We start from the raw sequence: 25,322 nt of genomic DNA, 5'->3' as shown, positions 1-25,322 counted from the left end.
AAACGCCGGCCCGCTTCAGGGCGTATCCTTACCTGCGAACACCGGCTTGGCAGTCTCACCCGCCACCGGCGGGGGTGCGGCGGGCGGCGCTGCCGGCGCCACTGCCGCCGCTGCCACTGCCGCCGCCTTCGCGGCGTCCTTCTTCTCCTCCTCCAGCACCAGGCGCCAAAGTTCGGTCATCCCGGTCCGGCCGCGCAGCGACCGGCCGCCCTGGCGGACCAGCGGAACGGCGTCCTTGCCCTTGGCGGCGGTGACGCCGCTGGTCAGGACGATCACCTCGGACTCGCCCTGGAGGGCGGCCGACAGCTCCTCGATCCGGGCGGCGACGTTCACGGTGTCGCCGACGATGGTGTAGTTGATCCGGCTGTCGGAGCCGATGTTGCCGACCACCACCGGGCCGCTGTGCAGCCCGACGCGGACATGGATCGGCGCCCGGCCTTCGGCGACGCGGCGGCGGTTGTCGGCGCGGATGGCATGGTGTATCGCCAGTGCGGCACGCAGCCCGCGGACGGCATGGTCCTCCTGCGCCTCGGGCGCGCCCCAGAAGGCCATCAGCAAATCGCCGATGAACTTGTCCACCGTGCCGCCCTCCGCCTCGATGCAGGCGGCAAGCAGGGTGAAATGCTCGTTCAGCAGGGCGGCGGTGTCGGCGGCGGCCATATGCTCGGCCATGCGGGAGAAGCCGCGGATGTCGGTGAACATCACCGTCACCTCGCGCTGCACCGAGTCGAGCCCGCCCTCGGTCTCGCGCTGGCGCATCAGGCGCAGGACCAGCGCCTTCGGCACATAGGTCTCGAACCAGCGCAGGCCGGCGACCATGGCGTTGAAGGCGGTGGCGGCGCGCGCCATCTCGCGCAGGCGGGAAGTCGGGCAGGTCGGAAATGGCGCGGAACTCGAAGGCGCGGACGCGGTCGGCGGCCTCGGCCAGCCGCGCCACCTGCCGGCTGATCCGCCGCCCGACCAGCAGCGCCACCCCGACCGACACCAGCAGGATGGCGAGGCCGACGGCGCCGGTGATGTAGAGCCGGCGGACCTCGACATTCAGTTCGCCGTCGCGATAGCCGATGCCGATGATCCAGTCCTGCTGCCCGTATCCCGACATCTTGCGGGTCAGGAAGATGTAGTCGCTGCCGAGAACCTGGACGGCGCGCGCCTCCACCCGCTTCTTCAGCGACTGGACGGGCACGCCGCTGGACCACAGCGCCGCCAGCGCCGGGTCGTCGACCTGATCGGTACGCGGCAGCGGCGGGCCGTCCAGCTTGCCGGAAAAATCGAAGCTGCGGCCGACCAGCGCCGGATGGGCCAGCACATGGCTCTGGTCATACAGCACGAAGGCGTTCAGCCCCTGCTCCACATACAGCACCGACAGGAAGCGCGACAGGTCGCCCAGCGACACGCCGACCGCCACCTGCCCCAGATAGCGGCCGTCGCGCCGCACCGGCTGGTAGAGGGTGACGAAGCTGTTCTGCGCCTCCTTCAGCCAGCGCGGGTCGGCCCAGGTCGCGGCGCTGCGGTTGGGGCCGTCCAGGATCTCCGGCGGAATGTCGCTGTCGCCCTGCAAGTCGATGGGATCGGCGGCTAGCCCGCCGTTCAGCCGGCCGACGCGGACGCCGGTCAGGTCCGGGCGGATGAAGGCGAGGCCGGTGACGTCCGGGGCGCCGGCCAGCGCGCCGCGCAGCGTGTCGATCATCGCCGTGTTGTCGCCGGCGCGCAGGTCGCCGCGCTCGATCAGTCCGGCGACGAAGCGCGCCATCTCGCGCGCGGGATCAAGCTGGTGGCGGACCCGCACCTCCACCCCGGCCAGCGCCAGATCGGCCTTGTCGTTCAGCAGGGCGAAGGTGTTGGTGCTGGCGCTGACCAGACCCAGCACCAGGACGCTGGCGACCGCCGCCAGCATCAGCGAGCCGAACCCCGCCACCAGCACCGCGGCGATGGGCAGCCGCAGGCGCCGGCGCCCGGCGGGCTTCAGGCCGGCTTTTCCCGCAGCCTTCGCCGACGCCTTCGCCACCGCCTGTCCGGCCGGCTTCACGGCCGTCGCCGGAAGGGGCGGAGCAATCTGGGGGCGCGCTGACGGGGTATCGGACATGCGCGGCAGCCTACCCGCCCATCCGGCCGGCGGCAACCCGCGGGGCTGTATCCTTACGCGGATTTCATGCGGTCATGCTCATGCTTGGGGTTGCCGCTACTCCCTGCTCACTATTGCCCGCCCTATTGCCCGACAATCACCTTCACCCGCTGGCCGGGTTGCAGCGGCGTGCCGGGCGGGAGGTCGTTGATGATTCGGAACAATTCTTCGGCATAAGGCTCCTGCGGCATGCGGCGAACGAAGCCGGCAACGCTGTCGCCGGGCTGCACCGCCGTCACCTGCACCCGGCGCGGGCGGTAGCGGGCGGCCTCCTCCGCGGTCATGCGGTGGAAGCTGTTGGCCGCCGCCTGGAAATCGCTGTCGAAACGAGCCAGCGATCCGGCGGGCGCCAGGAAGGTGAAGCGGTACATCTTGCCGTCCTGGGCGCGGATCGCCACCAGCCGGATGTCGGCGCTGGTGCCGTCGGTCTCGCCGCGCGTGGTGGCCGTCGCCGCTGCCATGCCGCCGATGGTGAGACGCTGGAGGTTCGACAGCGTCGCGTCCTTGCCCCACACGCCGGTCAGGAAGCCGGCCGGGTCGGACACGCCGGCGGCCGATCCGCCGTCGAAGGCCATGGCGGTGCCGTTCGGTCCCTTGGCGACCACCTGATCGGCGCCGTTCAACAACGAATAGCCCTGCGGCACGGTGAAGGCGATGCCAAGCTGCGGGTGGGCGAAGGTGCGGCCGCGGACATAGCCGTTCTCCGGGCTGTCGCCATAGATCATGCCGTCGACTGCCGCCAGGTAAGGATCGCGCGGGCGGGCACCGCCCGGCGGGATGGCGCGGGCGAGGTCGGCGGTGCGGCGGACGCGCTCCTCGGTCGCCGGATGGCTGGCGAGGAAGTCGAAGCCGCCCCCGCCCTTGTTGCCGGCGCGCAGGCCGTCATACTGGCTGTCGCGGCGCAGCGTCTCCAGGAAGGTCGCCATGGCGAAGGGATCGTAGCCGGTCCGCCGCAGCGTCTCGACGCCGAGCTGGTCGGCCTCCAGCTCCTGCTCGCGCGAATAGCTGGCGACCATCGCGGTGCCGCCCAGCCCGGCCAGCTGCGCCAGCGTGTCGTTGCCGAACACCAGCCCGACCCCGGCGGCGAGCAGCCCGGCGATGGTCTGTCGGGTCTGGCGCTGCGCCGAGTGGTGGGCGGTGACGTGGCCGATCTCGTGCGACAGCACCCCGGCCACCTCGGCCTCGTCCTTCGCCAGCGCCAGCAGGCCGCGGGTGACGTAGACATAGCCGCCGGGCAGGGCGAAGGCGTTGACCACGTCGCTGTCCAGCACGGTGAAGGTCCAGGGCTCGCGCGCCAGCGCCGTGGTGGCGGCGAGCTTGCGGCCGAGCTGGTCAATGTAGCCCTGGAGCTTGGCATCCTTCACCGCGCCGCCGAACTGGGCCAGGATCTTCGGGTGTTCCTGCGCCCCCAGCGCCGCCTCGTCGCCGCCGGAGAGGACATTGTCGAGCAGCCCGGCGCGGGCGGGCGCGGGCGCGACAAGGGCGGGCGCGGCGGCTGCCAGCATCAGGGTGGCCAGTGCGGCGCGGAGGGGTGCGGCGCGGAGGGGCTTGCGGAAGGGGAGATGGGTCGGCATACCGGTCAAAACCCCGCCCGGCGGCGGATGTTCCGCAAGGACGGCCTTCCCGATGCGACGTGTCACGCTTCCGCTTGTGCGCTTGTCGATTCTGCTGCTGGCCGGGCTGCCGGTGACCGGCGCCGCCTGGGCGGACGGGCTCCGGGTCACCGCCGTGCTGGACGGCGACACGCTGGAGTTGGAGGACGGCCGCCGGGTCCGTCTGGCCGGGATCGACGCGGCAAAGCCGCCGCGGAACGCCGATCCCGCCGACGGGCGGGTCTGGCCGCTGGCCGAGGCGGCGACCGCGGCGCTGGCCGATCTGTCGCTGGGCCGCCGCGTCAGGCTGCATGGGCCGGCGCCGACCGACCGCCATGGCCGGCTGCTCGCCCATCTGGTGCGGGAAGACGGGCTGTGGCTGCAATCGGCGCTGCTGGTCCGCGGGCTGGCGCGCGTCCACACCCGGCCCGACGCCCGCGCCTATGCGGCGGAGCTGCTGGCCGGCGAGGAGGCCGCGCGCAACGCCGGGCGCGGGCTGTGGCGCAGCCGGGTCTATGCCGTGCGCGACGCCGCCGACGCCGACGGGCTTTCCCGCGACCGCGACAGCTTCCAGCTGGTGGAAGGGCTGGTGCTGGCGGTGTCCAAGGGCGGCGGCGAGAGCTGGCTCGATTTCGGCACCGACTGGCGCAGCGACGTCACCGTCCATATCGGCCGCGCCGCGATGCGCGAGGTCACCCGCGCCGGCATCGACCCGCTGTCCTACGAAGGCCGCCGGGTGCGCGTGCGGGGCTGGATCACGCTGCGCAATGGCCCCATGATCGAGATCACCCATCCCGACCAGATCGAGCGGCTGGAGCGGGAGCCGGCCGCCGCCGCCCCGCAGCGTGCCGGCGCCGACGATGACGACCCATGGGATGACGACGAAGGGGAGGAGGAATCCGGAATGAGGAAGCCGTCGCTTGGGCCTGTGGCTGGACGCCTGTTTGCCGCCCTGTCTTTGCTGCTCGTCGCCCTACCGCTGCATCCGGCACTGGCCGGCGGGCCGGCGCTGACCGTCGCCGTCGCCGGGGCCGAGCGGGTGTTCGACCGCGACACCCTGCTGGCGCGGCCCGACGCGGTGACCGTCGACATCCCGGCCGACATCTCCTATGGCCGGCCGATGAGCTACCGCGCCGTGCCGCTCGCCAGCCTGCTGGGTACCGTAGATTTTCCGCCCGGCACGGTGCTGGAGGGGGTGGCGTCGGACGGCTTCACCGCGCAGCTGCCGCCGGAGCTGTGCCTGCGCAGCGGTCCCGACGGCGCCGTCGCCTTCCTGGCGGTGGAGCCGGCCGACCGGCCCTGGCCCAACCTGCCGGGAAAGGAGGTCTCCGCCGGCCCCTTCTATCTGGTGTGGGTGCGGCCGGAGGCGTCGGGGGTGCGCAGCGAACAATGGCCCTATCAGCTGGCCCGCATCGTCGCCTCCGACGATCCGCTGCGCCGCTGGCCGCAGCTGGCGGTCGAGCAGGGCCTGCCCGCCGACTCGGCCATCCGCGCCGGACAGGCGGTGTTCATCACCCAGTGCATGGCCTGCCACACCCTGAACGGCGCCGGCAGCGCCACGATGGGGCCGGACCTGAACCGGCCGATGAACCCGACCCAATACCTCACGCCCGCCGGGCTGAAGACGCTGATCCGCGATCCGCGATCCGTCCGGACATGGCCCGGCCAGCAGATGCCGGGTTTCGACACCACAATGCTGAGCGATGCCGATCTGGACCGGGTCGTCGCCTATCTCGGCCATATGGCGGGGCGGAAGGCGCCGTGAGAGGGGGGCTTTCGCCCCCATCCCACCGGCGACACATCCGGCGGGGCGTCATAGGGTCGCGTTGAAATCGTCCAGCAGCGTGGCGATGCGGCCGCTGTCGCTCTGGTCCATGATGACGCGGGCGCGGCGGCCCGCCTCCACAAGGTCGAGCGAGCGGATGCGCTTCTTCACCGCCGGCACCGCCAGCGGCGCCATCGACAGCTCGCGCACGCCCAGCCCCAGCAGCAACGCCGTATAGCGCGGGTCGCCGGCGATCTCGCCGCAGACCGACACCGGGATGCGGGCGCGCAGGGCGGCCTCCACCGTGAACTGGATCAGCCGCAGCACGGCCGGATGCAGCGGGTCGTAGAGGGTGGCGACCTGTTCGTCGGCGCGGTCGATGGCCAGCGTGTACTGGGTCAGGTCGTTGGTGCCGATGGAGAAGAAGTCGGCGGCATAGGCCAGCGCGTCGGCGGCCAGCGCCGCCCCCGGCACCTCCACCATCACGCCCACCGGCGGCAGCGGGTCGGCGATGGCGACGCCGCGGCGGCGCAGCCGGCGGGCGACCTGCCCCATCATCTCGCGCACCTTCTGCACCTCGGTGACCGAAGCGATCATCGGCAGCAGGATGCGCAGCGGTCCGTGGACGCCGGCCCGCAGCATGGCGGCGAGCTGCGTCTCCAGCAGCTTCGGCTCGCGCAGGCCGAGGCGAATGGCCCGCAGGCCCAGCGCCGGGTTGGCCGGCTCGCCATAGCGCCCGGCCATCCAGCCGGCCAGCTTCTCGCCACCCAGATCCATGGTGCGGGCGGTGACGGTGCGGCCGCCCATCCCCTCGATCATGGTGCGCAGCACGGCGTACTGCTCATCCTCGTCGGGCAGATGGTCGCGGTTCATGAACATGAACTCGGTCCGCAGCAGGCCGATGCCCTGGGCGCCATGCTCCAGCGCGTGGTCGAGATCGCGCGGCAGCTCCAGGTTCGCCATCAGCGTGATGGCGGTGCCGTCGCGGGTGACGGCGGGCAGCTTGCGCAGGCTCTTCAGCCCCTGGCGTTCGCGTTCGCGGGCGGCGCGCCGCTCGCTGTAATCGGCCAGCACATCGGCCGGCGGGTCGATCAGCACGCGGCCCTGCAGGCCGTCGACGACCACCGTCACGCCGTTGCGCACGCCGGCCAGCAGGCCGGGGGCACCCAGCACCGCCGGCAGGCCGAGCGAGCGGGCGAGGATGGCGGTGTGCCCTTCCGCCCCGCCCAGCACCGTGGCGAAGCCGCCGACGACGGTGGGGTCGAGCAGGGCGGTGTCGGCGGGGGTCAGCTCCTCCGCAAGGATGATGCTGCCGGGGGGCAGGCTGCTGAAGGCCCGGTATTCCTGCTTCATCAGGTTGCGGGTCAGCCGCCGCCCGACCTCGCGGATGTCGTCGATGCGGCCGGCGAGATAGGCGTCGTCCATGCCGGCGAAGGTCGCGGCGATGGTGGCGATCTCCGCCTGGATGGCGGCCTCGGCGTTGATCCGGTCCTGCTTGATGCGATGCTCCACCCCGCGGGTCAGGCGCGAGTTGGTGACCATCGACAGGTGGGCGTCGAGCAGGAAGCCGATCTCCTCCGACGCCGAGTCGGGCAGGACGAGCGCCTTGCTCTTCAGCTTCTTGATCTGTCGGCGCGCCTTGGTCGCCGCCTCGTTGAATCGGGCGACCTCCGCCTCGACCGCTTGCGGTTCGACGGCGTATTCGGGAATGGCGACGGCGCCGCTTTCCACCACATGGGCCGGGCCGATGGCGATGCCGGGCGACACGCCCAGGCCGCGCAGGGCGCGCGCCGCAGCGCTGGCCGAAGCGCTCACCGGCTCGGGCGACGGGGTGCCGCCGGAACCGCCGCGGTCGGGGCCGGATACTTGGCCGCCAGTTGGGCCGCCGGTCTGGCCGGCGGGGGGCAGGTCATTCTTCATCGAACTTGCGGTTGATCAGGTCCAGGAGGGCGTCCATCGCGGCATCGGCCTCAGCGCCGCTGGCGCGCAGCTCCACACTGGTGCCGGGACCGGCGGCCAGCATCATCAGCCCCATGATCGACTCGCCGGACACCACGGACTCGCCGCGGCGCACCGAGATCTCGGCATCGAAGGTGGCGACCAGCTTGACGAACTTGGCCGAGGCGCGCGCGTGCAGGCCACGCTGGTTGGTGATGGTGGCGGTGCGGCGGATTTCGCCGTCGGCGGATGCCGTGTCGTCGGGGTGGCTCATCGCGGGCGGTCAGTCCGACAGGAGGGTGGAGGCGACGTTGATGTATTTCTGCCCGGCGTCGCGGGCGGCGATCACCGATTTGTCCAGCGGCTCGGTCTTGCGCACGCTGGCGAGCTTGATCAGCATCGGCAGGTTGACGCCGGCGATCACCTCGACCTTCGCCTTGTCCATGATGGAGATGGCGAGGTTGGACGGCGTGCCGCCGAACATGTCGGTCAGCACCACGACGCCCGACCCGTCGTCGACCTCCGCCACCGAGTTCAGGATGTCCTGGCGGCGCTGTTCCATGTCGTCGTCCGGGCCGATGCACACGGCGCGCACCTGCTGCTGTTCGCCCACCACGTGGAACAGTGCGGCGATGAATTCCTCGGCCAGCCGCCCGTGGGTGACAAGAACCATACCGATCATGGGACATCCTTCAAGGTTGGGTCCTCCCCGGAGACCTGCGCGAGGGCCGCCGCCGCGGGGCGGCAGCGCTCATCGCATCTGGATCGTTGGTTGGACGCATGGTCGTCAAGGCGCAATTTGCATCATCCCTGATGGTTGGCCTGATGGTTGGCCTGATGGTTGGCCTGATGGTTGGCCTGCTGGCCGCCGGCTTGCTGGCCACCGGCCGGCTGATTGTTGGCCGGGCCGGCCCCGGCGGTCCGCAAGCCCAGCCGTTCCAGTTCGCGGTGGCTGAGATTGACCCGCAGCCCCTGGTCCTTCAGCCAGGCCGCCAGCCGTTCGGCGATGAAGACCGACCGGTGCTTGCCGCCGGTGCAGCCGATGGCGATGGTCAAATAGCTCTTGCCTTCCTGGTTGTAGCGCGGCAGCAGCGGGCGCAGCAGCTCCGTCAGGTTGCCGAAGAAGGCGGGGAAATCTGGATCGCTCTCCACCCGCGCGGCGACGGCCGGGTTCAGGCCGGTCAGCGGCCGAAGCTCCGGGTCGTAATGCGGGTTGGTCAGGAACCGCACGTCGAAGACCAGATCGGCTTCGCGCGGCAGACCCTGGCGGAAGGAGAAGGAGGTCACGAACACCTGCAAGGCTGCCTGGGCGTCACGCCGGAAATGCCCGGACAGGATGCGCCGCAAATCGTGAATGGACAGTTGCGTCGTGTCGATGGTGACGTCGGCTTCCTCCTTCAGCGGGAACAGCAGGGCGCGTTCGCGCTGGATGCCGTCGGGCACCGTGCGGTCCTCCGCCAGCGGATGGCGGCGGCGCGTCTCGGTGAAGCGGCGCTGCAGCACCTCGTCGCCGCAGTCCAGGAAGACCAGACTGACGTCGAGATCGCCGTCGCGCCGCAGCTCCTCAAGCTCGTCGAGGAAGTTCTGCGCGGAAAAGTCGCGGGTTCGGCTGTCGATCACCAGGGCCAGCGGCCGGCGCTTCGGATCGGCCTGCCGGATCAGGGCCGGCACCAGCGACAGGCGCAGATTGTCCACCGCCTCGTAGCCCAGATCCTCCAGCGCCTTCAGCGCCACCGACATGCCGGCCCCCGACATGCCGGTGACCAGGACGATGCGCCCGCGGGCGGCAGGGGCGGCGGGGTCGGCCGGCGCGTCGGACATCAGGGTGTCGGGAGGTTTCATGATGGGGCCGAAAGGCTGGCGGGCACCCGGTCCAGCCGTCCGCCGCACAGGCTGGCGGCGGCAAGGCGGATCTTCGCGGGGGTGGAGGCATCGAAGGCGTGCAGGCCGAGGCGGGGCAGGGCGACGCCCAGCAGCGTGTCGGTCTCCGCCTCCGGCAGCCGCTCCACCTCGTCACGCTCGAGCAGATCGACGACGAGGCCGACGGGGGACGGCCCGGCCGACGGAACGGGAAGAATGCCGACGCCCCGCACCTCCAGCAGCCCGGCCAGGGCGGGCGGGGGAGAGGCGGTCAGGCGGCCGGAATCGCAATGCAGCGCCACCCGGTCATCCGCGACCAGCAAGGCTCCGCCATCGATCAGTCGCAAGGCCAAATCCGATTTTCCCCGTCCGGACTCCCCACGCAGCAGCACGCCGATGCCGGAGAGCAAGACGCAGGTGCCGTGAATCGTCACCATAGTCTGGCGAAGGTGAGACGTGGCGCCGGTTCTGTCAATGGGAACGGAACGGTGTCCCGCAAGGTCAGGCGGGGAAACCTGTCCGGGATCCCCCATCCGCTTCCAACCGTTCTTTCGGCATGGATAAGGACTGTGCCGACCTCAGGCGCCGGCGGCGCCGCGGGGAGTGCGGCGGATCGCCTCCAGCTCCAGGGCGAGGGCGTCGCGGCGGCGGATCATCTCGTCCAGATCCTCCAGTTCCGCCGCCTCCTGGCAGGCGTCGCGGAAATCCTTCTCCCGCTTCAGCCGAACCAGCAGGACCTTGTAGTTGTCGGCGATGCTGGCGAGGTGGCGCTGCGCGCCCTGGAGCGCTTCGGCGAGCTGGGTCCGTTCCCGCGCGGATTGCCGCATCATCCTTGCCAGTTCGCCCTGCTGCCGGCCGGCATCCCGGATCAGGCGGGCCAGACGGTAGCGGCGCAGGTCGACGACGTCGCCCGGCGCAGCACCCGGGACGGCGCCCGCGGCGGCACCCACGACTGCGGAACGGCGGCCGGCCGCGGACAGGGTATGCACGGAGGAGGATTCGGGCGGAACGCACTCAAGCATGGCAACCCCACATCTTTGTCCCGGGGTATGGCCACCTTCCCGTTGCCGTATGGTGCAGGCACACAACCGGACCGGCATGGTCCGTCCGACCCGGCAGCCGACAAGCGAGAACGACCAAGACCATGATCGATGCTTGGACAGGGCTTGTCTAGCCGAGAGTGGGAAGGAAGCCTGGAATTCCGCAGAGTTTCTCACAGCAAAGGCAAAGTCACCACGAAGTCGGCGCCCTCGATGGTCCCGTCCGATACATGACGATTTTTCGCAAATACAGAACCATTGTGCGCACTGACTATCTGCTTGGCAATCGATAGGCCGAGACCGGAGTGGGTTCCGAACTTCTCGCCCGCCGGACGTTCGGTGTAGAAGCGGTCGAAGATCGCCTCCTCCTTGCCGTCGGGAATGCCCGGCCCCTGGTCCGACACGACCACCTTGACGCTGCGGCCGCTGCGCCTTGCGGTCAGCCGCACCGTGCCGCCGGGCGGCGAAAAGGACAGGGCGTTGTCGATCAGGTTCTGGAACACCTGGGTCAGGCGCCCTTCCAGCCCCGGCACCACCAGCCGCTCGCCGGCCGGCAGGTCGAGCACGAGGCGCGGCGGCCGCGCCCCGCCATTCCCGCCATCGCCATCTCCGGCCGCCACCCGCTCGTCCATGGTTGCGGCAACCGTCTGGCGCAGCTCCGCCAGCATGGTCAGCAGCAGTCCGATGTCCACCGGCTCCGGCTCTGCCCGCGACAGTTCGGCATCCAGGCGCGACGCGTTGGAGATGTCGCTGATCAGTCGGTCCAGCCGCTGCACATCGTCGGCGATGATCGCCATCAGCCGGTCGCGGTGGCGCGGGTCGCTGACGCGCTCCGCCGTCTCCACGGCGCTGCGCAGCGAGGTCAGCGGATTCTTGATCTCGTGGGCGACGTCGGCGGCGAAGCGCTCGATGGCGTCCATCCGCGTCCACAGCGCGTCGGTCATCTCGCGCAGCACGCCGGACAGCTCGCCGATCTCGTCGCCGCGGCGGGTGAGGTCGGGGATTTCGGCATGGCGCCCATGGCTGGTGCGCAGCCGGTCGGCGGCCTGGGCCAGCCGGCGGATCGGCCGGGCGATGGTGCCGGCCAGATAGAAGGACAGCGCGATGGTCACCAGCAGCGCCACGCCGAACACCCGCAGGATGTCGAAGCGGACGGAGCGGATGGCCCGGTCGATCTCGCCGCCGCCGCGGGTCAGCAGCACCGCCCCCAGCACCTCGCGGTAGCGCTGGACCGGAACCGCCACGGTCAGCAGCAGTTCCGGGTCGCCGCCGGCGCCGTCGACGCGCCAGACGGTGGCCGCCGCCTCGCCGGCCAGCGCCCGCTCCACGTCCGGATTGGGCTGGCCCGGCTTCTCGCGGTAGACCGGCAGCCCTTCACGGCTGGGCACCACGTCGATCAGGCGGGTGTAGAGGTCGTTGATCGCCCGGCTGACCGGATCGCCGGACGGCGGGGTCGGCAGCTCGCGGATTTCGATGCGGCCCTGCGATCCCACCAGCACCCGGCTGTCGGACAGCATGTTCCCGTCGATGTCGAAGAGGCGGGTGCGGGTCGAGGTCGCCTCTGCCAGCCGGCGGATCATCGGCCGCGCCAGTTCGGGCGCCAGCTCGAAGCGCTCGCCGCTCTCGTCGCCGGTGGGGGAGGGGGCGGTCAGGATGCGGTTCACCGCCCCTTCGCCAAGCGCGGAGGCGAAGATGCGCGCCTCCGTCGCCAGCGCCTCGGTCTCCGCCTGGATCAGCCTGTCCTGGTAGCGGCCGAGATAGAGCAGACCCGCCAGCAGCACCAGCAGCGCCAGCACGTTCACCGCAAGGATGCGCAGGGTCAGCGGCGAGACGCCGCCCAGCCTCCGCCGCTTCCCGCCCCCGGTTCCGCCCCCAGCCCTGCCGAGCGTGGACACCGCGTTATTCCTTGTACCGGTAGCCGACGCCATAGAGCGTTTCGATCTGGGAGAAGTCGGCGTCGACCGCCTTGAACTTCTTGCGCAGCCGCTTGATGTGGCTGTCGATGGTGCGGTCGTCGACATAGACATGCTCGCCATAGGCCGCGTCCATCAGCTGGTCGCGGTTCTTCACATGGCCCGGCCGCTGGGCCAGCGCACGCACCAGCAGGAACTCGGTCACGGTCAGGTCGATCGGCTGGCCCTTCCAGCTGCAGGCATGGCGGGCGCCGTCCAGCAGCAGCGGGCCGCGGGTGATGATCTGGCCGGGATCGACCTCCGGGCTCTCGCCGCGCAGGGCCTCGCGCCGCAGCAGCGCCCGGATGCGCTCGATCAGCAGGCGCTGCGAGAAGGGCTTCTTGATGTAGTCGTCCGCGCCCATGCGCAGGCCCATCAGCTCGTCCAGCTCGTCGTCCTTGCTGGTCAGGAAGATGACGGGCATCTGGCTGGTCTGGCGCAGGCGTTGCAGCAACTCCATGCCGTCCATGCGCGGCATCTTGATGTCGAGCACGGCGAGGTCGGGCGGGCGCTGGCTCAATCCGCGCAGCGCCTCGGCGCCGTCGGTGTAGGTGCGCACGTCGAAGCCCTCGGCCTCCAGGGCGATGGAGACCGAGGCCAGGATGTTGCGGTCGTCATCCACCAGGGCGACGGTGTGGGCCATGGTCGTAACTGATCCTATCGAAGCGGGGCAGGGACAGTGGGAAGCGGACAGTCGGGAACAGGTTGGCGCGGTCGAACTGCCGGAACCCGGTAATGTTAGCGGAAACATCAGGCATAGGACGAGTGGTCATTCCAATACTTTATGCCAGAGTCCAGGTACCAGCGGCAGTTTTCTCTTTTCCCGCAGCATTTGTATGGGCCAATATGGCGGCAATGCGGCGCCGAACAACGGTGCCGCGCGGGAGAACGCGCTCGTTTTGGAATGAGTTTTTCGAACGCCCTTTCCGCGTCCTCTCCGGCCGGCGCCACTGCGGACGGCCAGGGGGGCGCGACGCCGCCGGGTTCCGACCGGCCTGGCACGGCTCAAGCCAACCCGGCTCCGGCGACCCAGGGTCCGGCGACCATGGCTCCGGCCTTGCGTGCCCGGCGCCTGATGCGCGCCTGCGACCGCGCCGCGCTGGCAACCGTGCAGCGGCCGACCCCGGCCGACGAGGGTGCCGGGGCGATGGCGGATGCCGCCGGTTGGCCCTACCCCTCGCTGGTGCTGGTGGCGTTCGACCATGACGGCAGCCCGCTGCTGCTTCTTTCCACGCTCGCCGACCACACGCGCAACCTGCTGGCCGACGGCCGGGTCGGGCTGCTGTTCGACGGCACCGCCGGGCTGGCGCAGCCGCTGACCGGCGCGCGCCTGTCGGTCCAGGGCCGGGCGGAACGGTCGGACGATCCGGACCACCGCGCGCGCTACCTGCGCCGCCATCCCGACGCCGCCCTCTATGCCGGTTTCGGCGACTTCGCGATCTACCGCGTGGCGGTGGAGCGCGCCCATCTGGTCGCCGGCTTCGGCCGCATCCACTGGCTGTCCGCCGCGGAGCTGGACCTTCCCGCCCCTGCCCCTGCCTTGGCGGCGGATGAGGCGGCGCTGCTCGACCGTCTGAACGGCGAGGGGTACGGCCCCCGGCTGGCGCCCGCCTCAGACGATGGGACGGACGGCTGGAGCGTGACCGGGATCGACCCGGAGGGATGCGACCTGCGACGCGGGGGGTACGTCGCCCGCGTCGATTTTGAGCAGAGAATCCATGACCCCGAATCGGCTAAACTGATGCTGGACACGCTGGTCCGGCCGCCGGACGGGTCGGGACAACCCGGAGGATCGACATCCGGGACACCAACGGCTGGAACCCCACCTGACAGCGGCGGAGGCGCCTGACATCTCCGCAGCCGGACAAAAGCAAGAAACAGGTCAAAAAGAACAAAAAGAACGGTCAGAGAAGCAAAAAAATGAGAGAGGCGGGAAGCCAACCGTCAGCCTGCCAACCGCAAGCATAAACGACCAGCCGAGAGGTCGCTTCGACACCACCGGGCGCCGCACCAAAAACAAGAACGCGACGCGCGGGCACGCGCAACCAGGAGAACACTTCAGTGGACCATAACGGATCGACCCGTTTCCCGTCCGGGCCATTGGCCCCCAGACCTGTCGCCTCAGGACCGCCTTTTGCCCCGTATCGTCGCCGCACCCTGCCGGTGCCGCGCCTCGCGGCGGGTTCGCAGCCCGGCCGCCTGTTCGGACCGGCACGCCGCTGATGCGGCCGATGCCATCCATCTGACACGACAACGGACGAAAGAACGGCCGGACCGGCCGCGGGAGCCCCGGACAAGGGGCATGCCCGGCGCGGCGGTACCGGCCCAGCCTTCGAGAGGGACGATATGACTGGTAACACACGGACGCGGAACAAGAAGCTCCTGGCCTGGGTCGAGGAGATCGCCCTGAAATGCAAGCCGGAGCGCGTTCACTGGTGCGACGGTTCGCAGGAGGAATATGACCGCCTCTGCAACGAGATGGTCGAGGCCGGCACCTTCATCCGCCTGAACGAGGCCAAGCGCCAGAACTCCTTCCTCTGCCGCTCCGATCCGGGCGACGTCGCCCGTGTCGAGGACAGCACCTACATCTGCTCGAAGACGCGCGAGGAAGCCGGTCCGACCAACAACTGGATGGACCCGGCCGAGATGAAGGCCAAGCTGGACGGCCTGTTCGAGGGCTGCATGCGCGGCCGCACGATGTATGTGGTGCCGTTCAGCATGGGCCCGCTGGGCTCCGACATCTCGCACATCGGCGTGCAGATCTCCGACAGCCCCTATGTGGCGGTCAACATGCGGATGATGACCCGCATGGGCCAGAAAGTGCTGGACATCCTGGGCGACGGCGACTTCGTTCCCTGCCTGCATTCGATCGGCGCCCCGCTGGAGCCCGGCCAGCCGGACGTGGCCTGGCCCTGCAACGCCGACAACAAGTACATCGTCCATTTCCCCGACGAGCACCGCATCGTCTCCTACGGCTCCGGCTATGGCGGCAACGCGCTCTTGGGCAAGAAGTGCTTTGCGCTGCGCATCGCGTCCGCCATGGGCCGCGAGCAGGGCTGGCTGGCCGAGCACATGCTGATCCTCGGCGTGGAAAGCCCGGCCGGCGAGAAGACCTATGTCGGCGCCGCCTTCCCGTCGGCCTGCGGCAAGACCAACTTCGCCATGCTGGTCCCGCCGAAGGAGTTCGAGGGCTGGAAGGTCCGCACCATCGGCGACGACATCGCCTGGATCAAGCCGCAGCCCGACGGCACGCTGCGCGCCATCAACCCGGAGGCCGGCTTCTTCGGCGTCGCCCCCGGCACCAGCGTGAAGTCGAACCCGAACGCGCTAAAGACGCTGGACCACAACGTCATCTTCACCAACGTCGCGCTGACCGACGACGGCGACGTCTGGTGGGAAGGCCTGACCGACGAGGCGCCGGCGCACCTGATCGACTGGCAGGGCAAGGACTGGACGCCGGGTTCCGGCCGTCCGGCCGCCCACCCGAACAGCCGCTTCACCGCCCCGGCGGCGCAGTGCCCGTCGATCGACCCGGCCTGGGAGGATCCGGCCGGCGTTCCGATCAGCGCCTTCATCTTCGGCGGCCGGCTGTCGAAGACCTTCCCGCTGGTGTTCGAGGCCTACAACTGGCGCGAAGGCGTCTATTGGGCGGCGACCATGGGTTCGGAGGCCACCGCCGCCGCCGTCGGCCAGGCCGCCATCCGCCGCGACCCGTTCGCCATGCTGCCCTTCTGCGGCTACAACATGGCCGACTACTGGAACCACTGGCTGTCGATGGAAGGCAAGGTCGAAAGCCTGCCGCGCATCTACCGCGTCAACTGGTTCCGCAAGGACGAGAACGGCAAGTTCGTCTGGCCGGGCTTCGGCGACAACATGCGCGTGCTGAAGTGGATCGTCGACCGCGTCCGCGGCCGCGCCACCGACGTGGCGGAATCGCCCTTCGGCTATTCCCCGCGCTACCAGGATCTGAACTGGTCCGGCCTGACCTTCCCGGCCGACAAGTTCGCCAAGATCATGGACATCGACCGCAAGGAGGCCGAGGCCGAGGCGAAGGACCAGGAAGAGCTGTTCAACCGCTTCGGCGACCGCCTGCCCGAGGAGATCGAGCAGCAGCGCGTCAACGTCCTGAAGCGGCTGGAGAACAGCCCGGACGTCTGGCGCATCGGCTGACCGTCCAGAGCGGGTCGCAGGTAAGGCCCATCGGTCAAGTAAGGATAGGGGCTGCCGCAAGGCGGCCCCTTTTCCGTTCGGCGTTGTCCGCTTGTGGCGAAGATGAACCGGAATTCATCCGGAATTGCCCGATGGACAGCCGATGCGGCCGGCGTCGCCGGTGATGTCCAGCCTTTGCAAGGCCATCGCTTCCTTACCTGCGGTCTTCGCCTTTCGGTGATTTAACCGGATTGTCAAAATAATCAGGCATAAAGTCGCCCGCGCCGGAATGTGCATGCGGGGAGGGCGACATCATGGCCGATCATCAGTTTCCACCGGGGGACGGTGACGAGTCCGCGGAGCCGACTTTCCCATCCACCAATCACGATGCCGCCGATCAGGCGTCCAAGCGGCAGCCCTGCGCCATCAGCGGCAAGCGCCGGCCGAAGCGCGACCTGATCGCGCTCGACGCGCTGCGCCCCAGCCTGGCCGACCGCATCCGCCACGACCACCCGCATCTGGAGCATGACGCGCAGATCAGCCGGCAGGAGCTGGCGCGCTACCGTTCGCTCTATGTCGCCGAGCTGCTGAAGGAGGAGCATGGCGAACTCAGCGAGCTGGACCGCGAGGTCGCCGAAAGCCTCGCCCGGCACGAGACGCTGGCCGAGAACCCGGAGGAGGAATATGACGACCACCGCACGCTGGGCGAACGGCTGTCGGACGGCCTCGCCACCTTCGGCGGCAGCTGGGCCTTCCTGATCTCCTTCGCCTTCTTCCTCGGCGTGTGGATGCTGATCAACATCGTCGAGGGCGATGCGCGCGCCTTCGATCCCTATCCCTTCATCCTGCTGAACCTGCTGCTGTCCTGTCTGGCCGCCATCCAGGCGCCGGTCATCATGATGAGCCAGAAGCGGCAGGAGGCGAAGGACCGGCTGCGCTCCGAAAACGACTACCGCGTCAACCTGAAGGCAGAGCTGGAAATCCGACACCTGCACGAGAAGATGGACTATCTGATCCAGCGCCAGTGGCAGCGGCTGACCGAAATCCAGCAGCTGCAGCTGGAAATCATGCAGGAAAAGCGCCTGCGGAGATAAGCGCCCTCCGGCTGGACGGCCGGAGCGTCAGCGCTTGCGCCGGCCGTCCAGTTCCAGCATGCCGCGCAGCGCGGCGATGGTCTTGCTGAGCGGCGTCGGCTCGCCGGCGGGCTTGCCGGACAGGTCCTCTTCCGGCGGCGCCACCTCCGGTGCCTGGACGCTTTGCGGACGGACGGCATCCGGCGCGGCCGGTCCGCCGCGGGACTGGCGCGGCTTGCCGGCACGGGGCTTCGGCTGAACCGGCGGAGGCGCCGAGGGAGATGCCGGGGGAGATGCCGGCGGGTCAGCGTTCACCTCGTCCTCGATCAGCCCGCGCAGGGCCTTCATCGCCTCCTCGATCTCGCGCTCCTGGGCCGAGCGGCGCCCGGCAGGGGCCGCGTCGGGGGAGGCGGTCTCCGCGACGGGCGGCTCCGGCGCCGGGTCGGGATCGCCCCAGCCGGCCGGCAGCGACCAACCATCGTCGTCGTCATCGTCCCGGCCGGCCGGCGGCTCGTCCTCCTCCTCGCGGGGAAGAGGCTTGTCCACCGGCTTCACCGCGGACCTGTCGGCCGTCTGGCCGGCGCCGCGCGGCGTCCTGCGCGGCGGGGGCGGCGTGGGCGGGGGCAGGGGCGCGGCGTCCTCCTCCTCCGTCTCGTTCGCCGCATCCTCGATCATCGACCGCAGGGCGGCCAGGGTGCGGTCGAAACCTTCCTCGTCCTCCGGCGGCGGCGGGCGCAGGGCGCGGCGTTCGGCGCGGTGCTGGTCGAAGTCGAGTGGCTCGGCGGCCGGCGCCGGCACGGGTTTGGCGGGACGGGAGGCTGTGGCGGGCTTTTCCGGGTCGCGGATGGCGAAGGACAGGATGTCCTCCTCCGACGGTTCCTCGCCGTCCGGCTCGCCGTCGTCGAACCCGTCCTCGCGGTCGTCCTCGTCCGCGTCCGCCGCCCAGGGGTCGGCATCGCCATCGGCATCGCTATCGGCCCACTCGTCCTCGAAATCCCGGCGCACCAGAACCTTGTGCGAGAAGGCCGTCGGTTCGTCGTCATCAGGGCCGGGGGCAGGCCCGTTGCCACCATTCAAATCGCCCCTCAAACCACCGCTGAAGCTGTCGCCGGCGAAATCGTCGGCAGGCCGCCGGTCAGCGGCGTTCGCAGCACGGCCGGCGGGAGGCTGCGGCATGGCGCCGTTCCGCCCGTCCTCCTGCTCACCCTCCTGATCCTCGTCGAACTCGTCATCCGACCCATAGGCCTGCGCCAGCAGCTGGCGCATCGCCATCAGCGTCTCGTCGTCGCCATCCTCATCATCATCGACATCGTCCGGAGCGCCCGCAGGAGCCGGTTCCGGCAACGCGTCGTTGGCCGGGAACCTGGTCGGACCCCTGGAATCGCCCGCAGCCGGTTCCTCCTCCGGATCGTCGTTCCACTTGTCCTCCCACTCGTCGGGCGGCGAACTGCGGCCAAGCCGGGCCGCCATGTCGGCGAGGGACACCGGCTCCCACAACGGTTCGGCCTCGCCGTCTCCCGGCCCGTCGGCCACGAGATCGGACAGCGGAAGCTCCGACAGGGGCTTGGCGCGAGCGGGGGGAGGCGGGGGAGCGGGCGGATCCCTGTCCACGGCCCTGTCCGGACCATTGTCTCCCCGCAACGAGGCGAGCAGCCCGTTCAGCGCCGCCAGCGGCGCGTCGAAGGACGGCTCGTCAGCGGCGGGGGCAGCGGTGGGGGCCGCCGGAACGGCCAGGATCGGCCGGCTTTCGGTGTCGCGGGAATCGCAGCGCGAGCAGCGGTAATGCGGCGCGATCGACAGAACCGGGTAATTGGGGCCGAAGCGCCGCTCCAGCATGGCACGGGGCAGCACGCCGCCATGTCCGCAGGCGCGGCAGCGCAGTTGCACGTCGGCGTCGATGTCGCGGAGGAACAGCATACGGGCCATGCCGCGCAGTATAGCGGCGGCCCCGCAGCTTTCCCAATCGTTTCAATCCGCAATCCGTCGGTGCTGACGGCTTGCCGCAGCGGCGGCGTTGGCAGACGGAAGCGGGGTGGACGGCGCCCAGGCGGCGGTCGCCCTTGCGGCCGTCGTTCCGGGCGCCGTCCACATAACGCTCAGACCGCGCGGGTGACGGTCAGTCCCTGCTCGGACAGGCTTTCAAAGACGTCCTTGAACTTCCGCAGGTAACGGGTGCGGTAGGCGTCGAAATCGGCGGCGATGGCCGCCTCGGCATTCTGGGACTTCTCGAATTCGGACACACGGTGGGCATTCTCGGCGCGATAGAGCGCGAAAGCGCCCTTCGTCACCAGATCGTTGCCGGTCAGGTCCGCGTTCTTCGGTTTGTCGCTGTTCATCAATCCATGTCCAGGTGGAGTGGACATCCGGCCACCGGAGCCGGATGATCGGCAATGGCGGCGGCACAACCCTGCGGCCGTACCGGTTCGTCGCAGCCATTGCAAAAAGCCTACGCCCGCTTTTCCACACCCGCAATGCTGCGACGCACCATCAAGCCACCACCCCACGCAGGGCCGCCATGCGGTCCCGGTCGACACGGATGCGGTCGAGATGCTGGGCGATCACCGCTGTGATCGGCAGCGGAAGCTCCTTCGCCATCGCCTCGTCATAGCGGCGCAGGCATTCGCTTTCGCCGCGCTCGACCTCGGTGATGATCGCGGCCCGGTCATGCCCGAGCACGGTGGATTTCAGTTCCAGGAAGAAGCGGTGCGCGCCGCCCAGCATGGTGCCGCCCATGTCCGGCGCCCCGCCCTGTTCGGCGACCAGCCGCTGAATCTCGCGCACGATGGCGCCGCGCTGGGCGGCGAGATCGTTGAACAGGGCCTTCAGAATCCCCGTCCTCGGCGGTTTCGGCGGCCTGCCGATAGCCTTCATGGCTGTCCTCGACGATGCGGATCAGCTCGTTCAGCGTATCGACGATCTCGTCCTTTTCCATGACGGCAAGCCCTCCCATGCGTCCCCTACGGTGCCACAACCAATGCGCAGGGCTGAATGTTCCCGCCAGCCACCGGGAGCACTCCGGGAGAGACAGGCGGGGAGAGACACGCCAAGGGAGACAAGGCGGGCAGGCGAACGAGGACGCCTTATGCCGCCACTTGGCCGGAGGGGTTGCGTGCAGGGAACGGACGGCCGCGGAATATCCCAGCCCGCCACAAGCCGATGCAATGACCGGACAGGCCCATCGCGTCCGACACCAGCCCGAAGACAGAGCCGGCCAGCATATTGTGTCCCGACCCGACCAGGGTCGCCAGGATGAAGAACAGGCGCATCCGCCCGACCTCGCTCTGCCAGCGGCCGAGCGTGGCCAGCAGGAAGCCGGTCGCCGACAGCGCCGACATCGGCCCCTGCCAGCTCAGCGCCGCCACCGCCAGCGCCGCCGGAACGGTCAACCCATAGAGAAGGCCGAGCGCCCGGCCGGGGTGCCGGCGCACGCGCACCGCCATCTGGATCAATCCCAGCCCGCACATCAGCATGCCGGTCTGGGCGCCCAGCAACAGGAAGTGAAGCAGGAAGAGGGAGGAGGCCGTCGCCTGCGCCAGCAGGATCGCCCGCCGGCCGCCGAGCAGCGTCGACAGGGTGGCCGCCGACAGTCCGGCGATGCCGGTTGCCGCAACCGGCGACAGCGTGACGGACTGGGAGGTCAGGGTCGGAAGATAATCCAGCAGAAATGCCGTCATGGAACGCCTTCGCACGAAGAACATGCCGCAGTGCAGCGAAGGCGGCGGACGCTAGTCCCGGACGGTTAACCAGATATGAACATCGATGTGACCGGAAACAGACCAAAAGACGACCGGCTGGCAACCACCGAAAGTTGGGAAGCGCAATCATGTGTCTCCCGTCGTCAAAGCCGGTGATTATTGTGTGTCCTCTGCCCCGGCGCCCTGTGATGGAAATGGTTTTGAAAGATTGCATAGGTGCGGGCCCGGCGATTTCGGGTTGGATCCTGTCCATCCTTGTCGTTGGCAAAGCGGACTGAGGACGGCATTCTCGCCCCGTCACGGCGGCATCGTTATCGACGGCCTCGTTTTCGGAGGATTCGTTGCGAGGGTCGCCGGACCGGGATCGGGGGATCATCCGCAATCAGGGCGAACGCAATCAGGGCGAACCGGGGGAACCACCATGGCGCTGTATGGACGGCATCCCGCCTCATTGGGCTGGGAACCGAAGCCGAAGTCGACCAAGACCGGTGCATCGCGCGCGCATGGTGGCCGTGCCGGCCGCAACGGGCCGCTGTGCTGTTGCTGCGGCAGGCCGATCCGTGCCGGCGACCCCCATTGGGCCGGGCATGGCGACCAGAACCCTTGGCATTACGCCTGCGCCGAGCGTGCCGGGCTTACATGGTCATGGGCGGGCCGTCCGGCCGCACCGTCGCTTCCGGCCGCTGAACTGGACTGACCGCACCGGCGGCCAGCCCCGCCTGTGCCTCCTCGCGCCCGCGCCGGTAGGCGTCGCGTTCGGCCTCGACGATGGCGTCGGCCAGACGCCGTTCGAATTCGCGCTCGACAAGGGCGGAGAACAGGTCGATGCGGAAGCGCGCCTGCAGTGAACGGCTCAGCCTGCGGGCTCTTTCGATCGGCGGCATCGGCGGTTCCCTTCTTTCTGCTGAACGGCATCGCCCAGCTTCAGAGATCGGGGCTCTTCGAGCAATTGCGCCATCGGCGAACCGCCCACGCAAAAGAGAGCGCCCATCCGCACCCATCGGTGCGAACCGCCCGTCTTTGAAATTTCAAATTTTCAGGAACTGAAGCGGCCCAAGGCCGGATGCCATGCAGCCGGCATGGCGTTTGGAGCGGGTGAAGGGAATCGAACCCTCGTCGTAAGCTTGGGAAGCTTCTGCTCTACCATTGAGCTACACCCGCGCGCCCGCTGTTTATAGGCGAGTGCCGCATCGGATACAAGAGCGGAATCAAGCACTCGCGGCGGTGGGAGCGGGGGCCGGAGACGTGGCTTCTTTCGCCGGGGCGGGGACGGACGGACGGCCGGAAATGGCGCAGGCGACGCCGTCGGAAATCACCCGATGGCAATGCTCGGCCAGCGCCTTGCGGCTGCTGAAGCCGTCGATGGTCACCGGCGGGTGGAACTCAACCTCCACCGTCATGCCGCCCAGGCGGAAGGCCTGCCACAGGTGCGGCGCCAGATCCATGTCGCCGTACCACGCATAGAAGGGGCGGAAGGCGAAGCCCATCGGGATGCCGTCCAGGCGGGTGGCGGCGACGCTGACCGGCTGCACCGTCAGCGGACGGCCGTCGATGCGGCGGGCGGCGACCGCGAACAGGGCGGTCTTGAAGGGCAGGGTGCGGTTGCCGTCGCTGGAGGTGCCCTCCGGGAACAGGATCAGGCTGTCGCCGGCATCCAGACGGCTGCCGATGTCGTCGCGCTGCTTGTCGACCGAGGCGCGGGCCTTGCGTTCAACGAACACCGTGCGCTGAAGCCGGGCCAGCAGCCCGAAGAAGGGCCAGCTCCCAACCTCCGACTTGGCGATGAAGGAGCCGGGAATTTGCGACCCCAGCGCCGTGATGTCCAAATAGGAGGAGTGGTTGGACACGAACAGCACCGGCCCGTCGGCCACCCGCTGGCCGCGCACCACCACATCCAGCCCCATCACACGGGCACAGACGCCGTGATAGAAGGCCGGCAATGTGCTGCGCAGCCGCCAGCCGCGCGCCACCGCCAGGGCTTGCAGCGGGATCAGCAGCAGCGTCCACAGCAGATAGATCGTCAGGCGCAGGGCGCCGCGGCCGGAGGAGCCCAGGGCGCGGGCGGTGCGGGTCATGATGGCCTCAGCCGGTTTGGCTGTCGCGGCTGCGACGCTCGTAATGCTTGGCGTACTTGTCGGTGATCAGATCGCTCTTCACCACGATGCAGACGTCGGTGGTGTTGAACTGATGGTCGATCACGGCACCGTCGCCGATGAAACCGCCCAGCCGCAGATACCCTTTGATCAGCGGCGGCAGGATGTTCAGCGCGCGGCGCGGATCGATCTGGTCCTTGGGCATGCGGTTCAGCGAGACGAAGCGTTCCGGCAAGGCCGTCGCCCGCAGCTCCGCCGGGGCGAGATGGTGATGGTAAAGGTAGGACAGCGGCTCCGCCAGCGCATCCGGATCGGTGCCGGGCAGGCTGGCGCAGCCGAACATCAGGGCGATGTCGTGCTGGAACACATAGGCGGCGATGCCCTGCCACAGCAGCTGCATGCTGCCGCGGGACCGATAGCCGGCATCGACACAGGAGCGCCCCAGCTCCAGCACCTCGCCGGGATAGCTGGCGAGGCGGCCGATGTCGTATTCGTCGCTGGAATAGAAGCGGCCGACCTTCTCGGCGGCGGGGCGGCGGATCAGCCGGTAGGTTCCGACCACCATGTCGGGGCCGTTGCCGCGGGCGTGGTCGATGACCAGCAGATGGTCGGCCACACCGTCGTAATCGTCGAAATCGCGGGACCGGGCCTGCATCGCCGGAGAGGGGACCGCCGCCATCTCTTCATAGAAGACGCGGTAGCGCAGCGCCTGCGCCCAATCGATCTCCTCAGCCGAGCGGGCCAGCCGCACCTCCAGTGTGCCCAGGCGAATACCGTCCGTCAGCTTCTCGCCGCCGACACCGGAGGCATCGGGTGCGGACGCCTCGCGCCGCTCCGGGCTAGTCCGGGTCATGCCCGGCTGGTCCAAGCTTGCATCAGCCATGTCGAGGGTCCGCTGCGATGATGGTTCGGGACTATGCGCTGCGCCTCCCTGCCTGACGCCGCCGGACTGTAACGGCCGGGCCACAGCGGCTGGGTCGGGACGACAGAGTCGCGCGCGCCACAAGGCATAACACGATCCGCCGGTTGCCGGTCAACCGACATCGTAGCCGACAGCGCGGCACGCGGTCAGCCGGCACCCTTGGCCGGCAGCGGATCGGCCTGCGTGATTTTGCAGTTGTGGAGTCTGGAGCGCCGGAGAGCAGGTCGGCGCCGACGCCCTGCCGGACGGACCACCCGCAGCGAAGGCGGGATCGACGGGCGCGGAAGGGAAGGGGAGGGGGCGGAAAAGGGCGGCGGCGCCGGCACGGCACCGGTCCGCCCTGCGGGACCCCCAACCCTCAGGCGCCGCGGCGGGCGCGGGTACCGAGACCGATCTGCTTGGCCAGCGAGCTGCGCTGGCGGGCGTAGTTCGGCGCGACCATCGGGTAGTCGGCCGGCAGGCCCCAGCGGTCACGGTATTCTTCTGGTGTCATATTGTACGCCGTCTTGAGATGGCGCTTCAGCATCTTCAGCTTCTTGCCGTCTTCCAGGCACACAATATAGTCCGGCGTGACCGACTTCTTGATCGGCACGGCAGGCTGCGGACGCTCTTCCGCCACCACCGGTTCGGTGCCGACATTGGCCAGCGACTTGTAGACCTGTTCGATCAGAGTCGGAAGATCGGTCAGTGCGACTGTATTGTTTGAGACATGCGCCGCCACGATCTCCGTGGTCAGAGACAACAGCGCGTTGGAAGGGGACCCGTTGCTCATGTAAGCTTGCTCCGCGGCATTCGTACCTCACCATATAAAGAGGTTTCCTGCATCGTGCAATATCCATCCTTTGGAACAAAGAGGAATCGGTGACCGAAAAAATCTCCACAGACTTGTTTCTCGACATCACCTCGCAGGTTTGTCCGTTAACCTTCGTCAAGACCAAGTTGATGGTGGAGCGGATGGACGCGGGGCAGACCCTCGAAGTCCGGCTGAATGCCGGTGAACCCTTGGAAAACGTTCCACGATCCTTGATCGAGTTGGGTCACAGCATTCTCTCTGTCCACCCCGAACGAATGGATGAGCCCGACGGCGTCCATCGCCTGATCGTGCAGAAAAATTAACC

Annotated in this window: 25 protein-coding genes and 1 tRNA gene; 7 read left to right on the top strand and 19 right to left on the bottom strand. The window is 69.1% G+C overall.

Going from position 1 to position 25,322, the window contains the following annotated elements:
* Positions 1 to 15 precede the first annotated feature (15 nt).
* Positions 16 to 849 (bottom strand): adenylate/guanylate cyclase domain-containing protein, encoded by an 834-nt coding sequence (locus tag ACWPN3_RS24210; protein ID WP_492261789.1) that lies wholly within the window; start codon positions 847 to 849, stop codon positions 16 to 18.
* Between ACWPN3_RS24210 and ACWPN3_RS24205 the strand changes: the two genes are divergently transcribed.
* On the top strand, positions 818 to 1,582 hold the full coding sequence (locus ACWPN3_RS24205; protein ID WP_492261788.1) for a hypothetical protein: 765 nt from the start codon (positions 818 to 820) through the stop codon (positions 1,580 to 1,582). The two genes, ACWPN3_RS24210 and ACWPN3_RS24205, sit on opposite strands and share 32 nt — an antisense overlap.
* A 192-nt stretch (positions 1,583 to 1,774) precedes the next feature.
* Complete coding sequence (locus ACWPN3_RS24200; RefSeq protein WP_492261787.1) at positions 1,775 to 2,071, top strand: hypothetical protein; 297 nt, start codon at positions 1,775 to 1,777, stop codon at positions 2,069 to 2,071.
* A gap of 137 nt (positions 2,072 to 2,208) precedes the next feature.
* On the opposite strand, the gene ACWPN3_RS24195 is transcribed toward ACWPN3_RS24200, so the two are convergent.
* Complete coding sequence (locus tag ACWPN3_RS24195; protein WP_492239798.1) at positions 2,209 to 3,699, bottom strand: M48 family metalloprotease; 1,491 nt, start codon at positions 3,697 to 3,699, stop codon at positions 2,209 to 2,211.
* 52 nt (positions 3,700 to 3,751) lie between these two features.
* On the opposite strand from ACWPN3_RS24195, the gene ACWPN3_RS24190 reads away from it, so the two are divergent.
* Complete coding sequence (locus ACWPN3_RS24190; protein WP_492261786.1) at positions 3,752 to 5,482, top strand: c-type cytochrome; 1,731 nt, start codon at positions 3,752 to 3,754, stop codon at positions 5,480 to 5,482.
* A 48-nt stretch (positions 5,483 to 5,530) separates the two neighbouring features.
* Here ACWPN3_RS24190 and ptsP read toward each other — a convergent pair whose 3' ends face one another.
* From ptsP to ACWPN3_RS24150, 8 genes are all read right to left on the bottom strand, one after another.
* Complete coding sequence (gene ptsP / locus ACWPN3_RS24185) at positions 5,531 to 7,402, bottom strand: phosphoenolpyruvate--protein phosphotransferase (RefSeq protein ID WP_492239795.1); 1,872 nt, start codon at positions 7,400 to 7,402, stop codon at positions 5,531 to 5,533.
* Positions 7,392 to 7,694 (bottom strand): HPr family phosphocarrier protein, encoded by a 303-nt coding sequence (locus ACWPN3_RS24180; RefSeq protein WP_109095987.1) that lies wholly within the window; start codon positions 7,692 to 7,694, stop codon positions 7,392 to 7,394. The genes ptsP and ACWPN3_RS24180 overlap by 11 nt, the downstream gene beginning before the upstream one ends.
* 9 nt (positions 7,695 to 7,703) lie before the next feature.
* On the bottom strand, positions 7,704 to 8,102 hold the full coding sequence (locus ACWPN3_RS24175; protein WP_042690507.1) for a PTS sugar transporter subunit IIA: 399 nt from the start codon (positions 8,100 to 8,102) through the stop codon (positions 7,704 to 7,706).
* Positions 8,103 to 8,224: 122 nt separating this feature from the next.
* Positions 8,225 to 9,262 carry an RNase adapter RapZ gene (rapZ, locus tag ACWPN3_RS24170; RefSeq protein WP_492239794.1) on the bottom strand — a complete coding sequence of 346 codons (1,038 nt, stop codon included), beginning with the start codon at positions 9,260 to 9,262 and terminating at the stop codon, positions 8,225 to 8,227.
* Complete coding sequence (locus ACWPN3_RS24165; RefSeq protein WP_109095988.1) at positions 9,259 to 9,717, bottom strand: HPr kinase/phosphorylase; 459 nt, start codon at positions 9,715 to 9,717, stop codon at positions 9,259 to 9,261. The genes rapZ and ACWPN3_RS24165 overlap by 4 nt, the downstream gene beginning before the upstream one ends.
* Before the next feature lie 141 nt (positions 9,718 to 9,858).
* Positions 9,859 to 10,269, bottom strand: coding sequence for a hypothetical protein (locus tag ACWPN3_RS24160; RefSeq protein WP_247872783.1), 411 nt, complete (start codon positions 10,267 to 10,269; stop codon positions 9,859 to 9,861).
* Between the two features lie 224 nt (positions 10,270 to 10,493).
* Positions 10,494 to 12,215 carry a stimulus-sensing domain-containing protein gene (locus ACWPN3_RS24155; protein WP_492261785.1) on the bottom strand — a complete coding sequence of 574 codons (1,722 nt, stop codon included), beginning with the start codon at positions 12,213 to 12,215 and terminating at the stop codon, positions 10,494 to 10,496.
* A gap of 4 nt (positions 12,216 to 12,219) precedes the next feature.
* On the bottom strand, positions 12,220 to 12,915 hold the full coding sequence (locus ACWPN3_RS24150) for a response regulator transcription factor (RefSeq protein ID WP_109052301.1): 696 nt from the start codon (positions 12,913 to 12,915) through the stop codon (positions 12,220 to 12,222).
* 402 nt (positions 12,916 to 13,317) lie between these two features.
* On the opposite strand from ACWPN3_RS24150, the gene ACWPN3_RS24145 reads away from it, so the two are divergent.
* The 3 genes from ACWPN3_RS24145 (at position 13,318) to ACWPN3_RS24135 (ending at position 17,515) form a co-directional block, all read left to right on the top strand.
* A complete protein-coding gene (locus tag ACWPN3_RS24145) occupies positions 13,318 to 14,121 on the top strand; it encodes a HugZ family pyridoxamine 5'-phosphate oxidase (protein WP_492261784.1) in 804 nt (267 codons plus the stop codon).
* A gap of 497 nt (positions 14,122 to 14,618) precedes the next feature.
* The gene (locus ACWPN3_RS24140) at positions 14,619 to 16,442 is read left to right on the top strand and encodes a phosphoenolpyruvate carboxykinase (GTP) (protein WP_109095992.1); all 1,824 of its coding nucleotides are present in this window, start codon (positions 14,619 to 14,621) and stop codon (positions 16,440 to 16,442) included.
* 293 nt (positions 16,443 to 16,735) lie between these two features.
* A complete protein-coding gene (locus ACWPN3_RS24135; RefSeq protein ID WP_492239792.1) occupies positions 16,736 to 17,515 on the top strand; it encodes a DUF1003 domain-containing protein in 780 nt (259 codons plus the stop codon).
* 27 nt (positions 17,516 to 17,542) lie between these two features.
* On the opposite strand, the gene ACWPN3_RS24130 is transcribed toward ACWPN3_RS24135, so the two are convergent.
* The 9 genes from ACWPN3_RS24130 to ACWPN3_RS24090 all read right to left on the bottom strand — a co-directional run bounded on the left by ACWPN3_RS24130 (position 17,543) and on the right by ACWPN3_RS24090 (position 24,976).
* Positions 17,543 to 19,411 (bottom strand): hypothetical protein, encoded by a 1,869-nt coding sequence (locus ACWPN3_RS24130; protein ID WP_492239791.1) that lies wholly within the window; start codon positions 19,409 to 19,411, stop codon positions 17,543 to 17,545.
* Positions 19,412 to 19,590: 179 nt separating this feature from the next.
* Positions 19,591 to 19,830 (bottom strand): hypothetical protein, encoded by a 240-nt coding sequence (locus tag ACWPN3_RS24125; protein ID WP_109095995.1) that lies wholly within the window; start codon positions 19,828 to 19,830, stop codon positions 19,591 to 19,593.
* A gap of 151 nt (positions 19,831 to 19,981) precedes the next feature.
* Positions 19,982 to 20,365 (bottom strand): PA2169 family four-helix-bundle protein, encoded by a 384-nt coding sequence (locus ACWPN3_RS24120; protein WP_492261783.1) that lies wholly within the window; start codon positions 20,363 to 20,365, stop codon positions 19,982 to 19,984.
* Between the two features lie 209 nt (positions 20,366 to 20,574).
* Positions 20,575 to 21,168 carry a YgjV family protein gene (locus ACWPN3_RS24115; protein ID WP_158285353.1) on the bottom strand — a complete coding sequence of 198 codons (594 nt, stop codon included), beginning with the start codon at positions 21,166 to 21,168 and terminating at the stop codon, positions 20,575 to 20,577.
* Positions 21,169 to 21,824: 656 nt separating this feature from the next.
* Positions 21,825 to 22,073: a hypothetical protein gene (locus tag ACWPN3_RS24110; protein WP_492239789.1), complete on the bottom strand. Its 249-nt coding sequence runs from the start codon at positions 22,071 to 22,073 to the stop codon at positions 21,825 to 21,827.
* 203 nt (positions 22,074 to 22,276) lie between these two features.
* A tRNA-Gly gene (locus ACWPN3_RS24105) sits at positions 22,277 to 22,350 on the bottom strand.
* A gap of 47 nt (positions 22,351 to 22,397) precedes the next feature.
* Positions 22,398 to 23,264 (bottom strand): lysophospholipid acyltransferase family protein, encoded by an 867-nt coding sequence (locus ACWPN3_RS24100; protein WP_109095999.1) that lies wholly within the window; start codon positions 23,262 to 23,264, stop codon positions 22,398 to 22,400.
* A 7-nt stretch (positions 23,265 to 23,271) separates the two neighbouring features.
* Positions 23,272 to 24,165 (bottom strand): GNAT family N-acetyltransferase, encoded by an 894-nt coding sequence (locus tag ACWPN3_RS24095; RefSeq protein WP_492239788.1) that lies wholly within the window; start codon positions 24,163 to 24,165, stop codon positions 23,272 to 23,274.
* A 397-nt stretch (positions 24,166 to 24,562) separates the two neighbouring features.
* Positions 24,563 to 24,976: a Ros/MucR family transcriptional regulator gene (locus tag ACWPN3_RS24090; RefSeq protein ID WP_014249126.1), complete on the bottom strand. Its 414-nt coding sequence runs from the start codon at positions 24,974 to 24,976 to the stop codon at positions 24,563 to 24,565.
* A gap of 89 nt (positions 24,977 to 25,065) precedes the next feature.
* Here ACWPN3_RS24090 and ACWPN3_RS24085 point away from each other — a divergent pair, with 89 nt between their 5' ends.
* Positions 25,066 to 25,320 (top strand): sulfurtransferase TusA family protein, encoded by a 255-nt coding sequence (locus ACWPN3_RS24085; protein ID WP_098740857.1) that lies wholly within the window; start codon positions 25,066 to 25,068, stop codon positions 25,318 to 25,320.
* Positions 25,321 to 25,322: the final 2 nt, after the last annotated feature.

The sequence above is a fragment of the Azospirillum sp. UENF 111221 genome, assembly GCF_058780625.1.
This window is presented reverse-complemented; position numbering and strand designations above follow the sequence as displayed.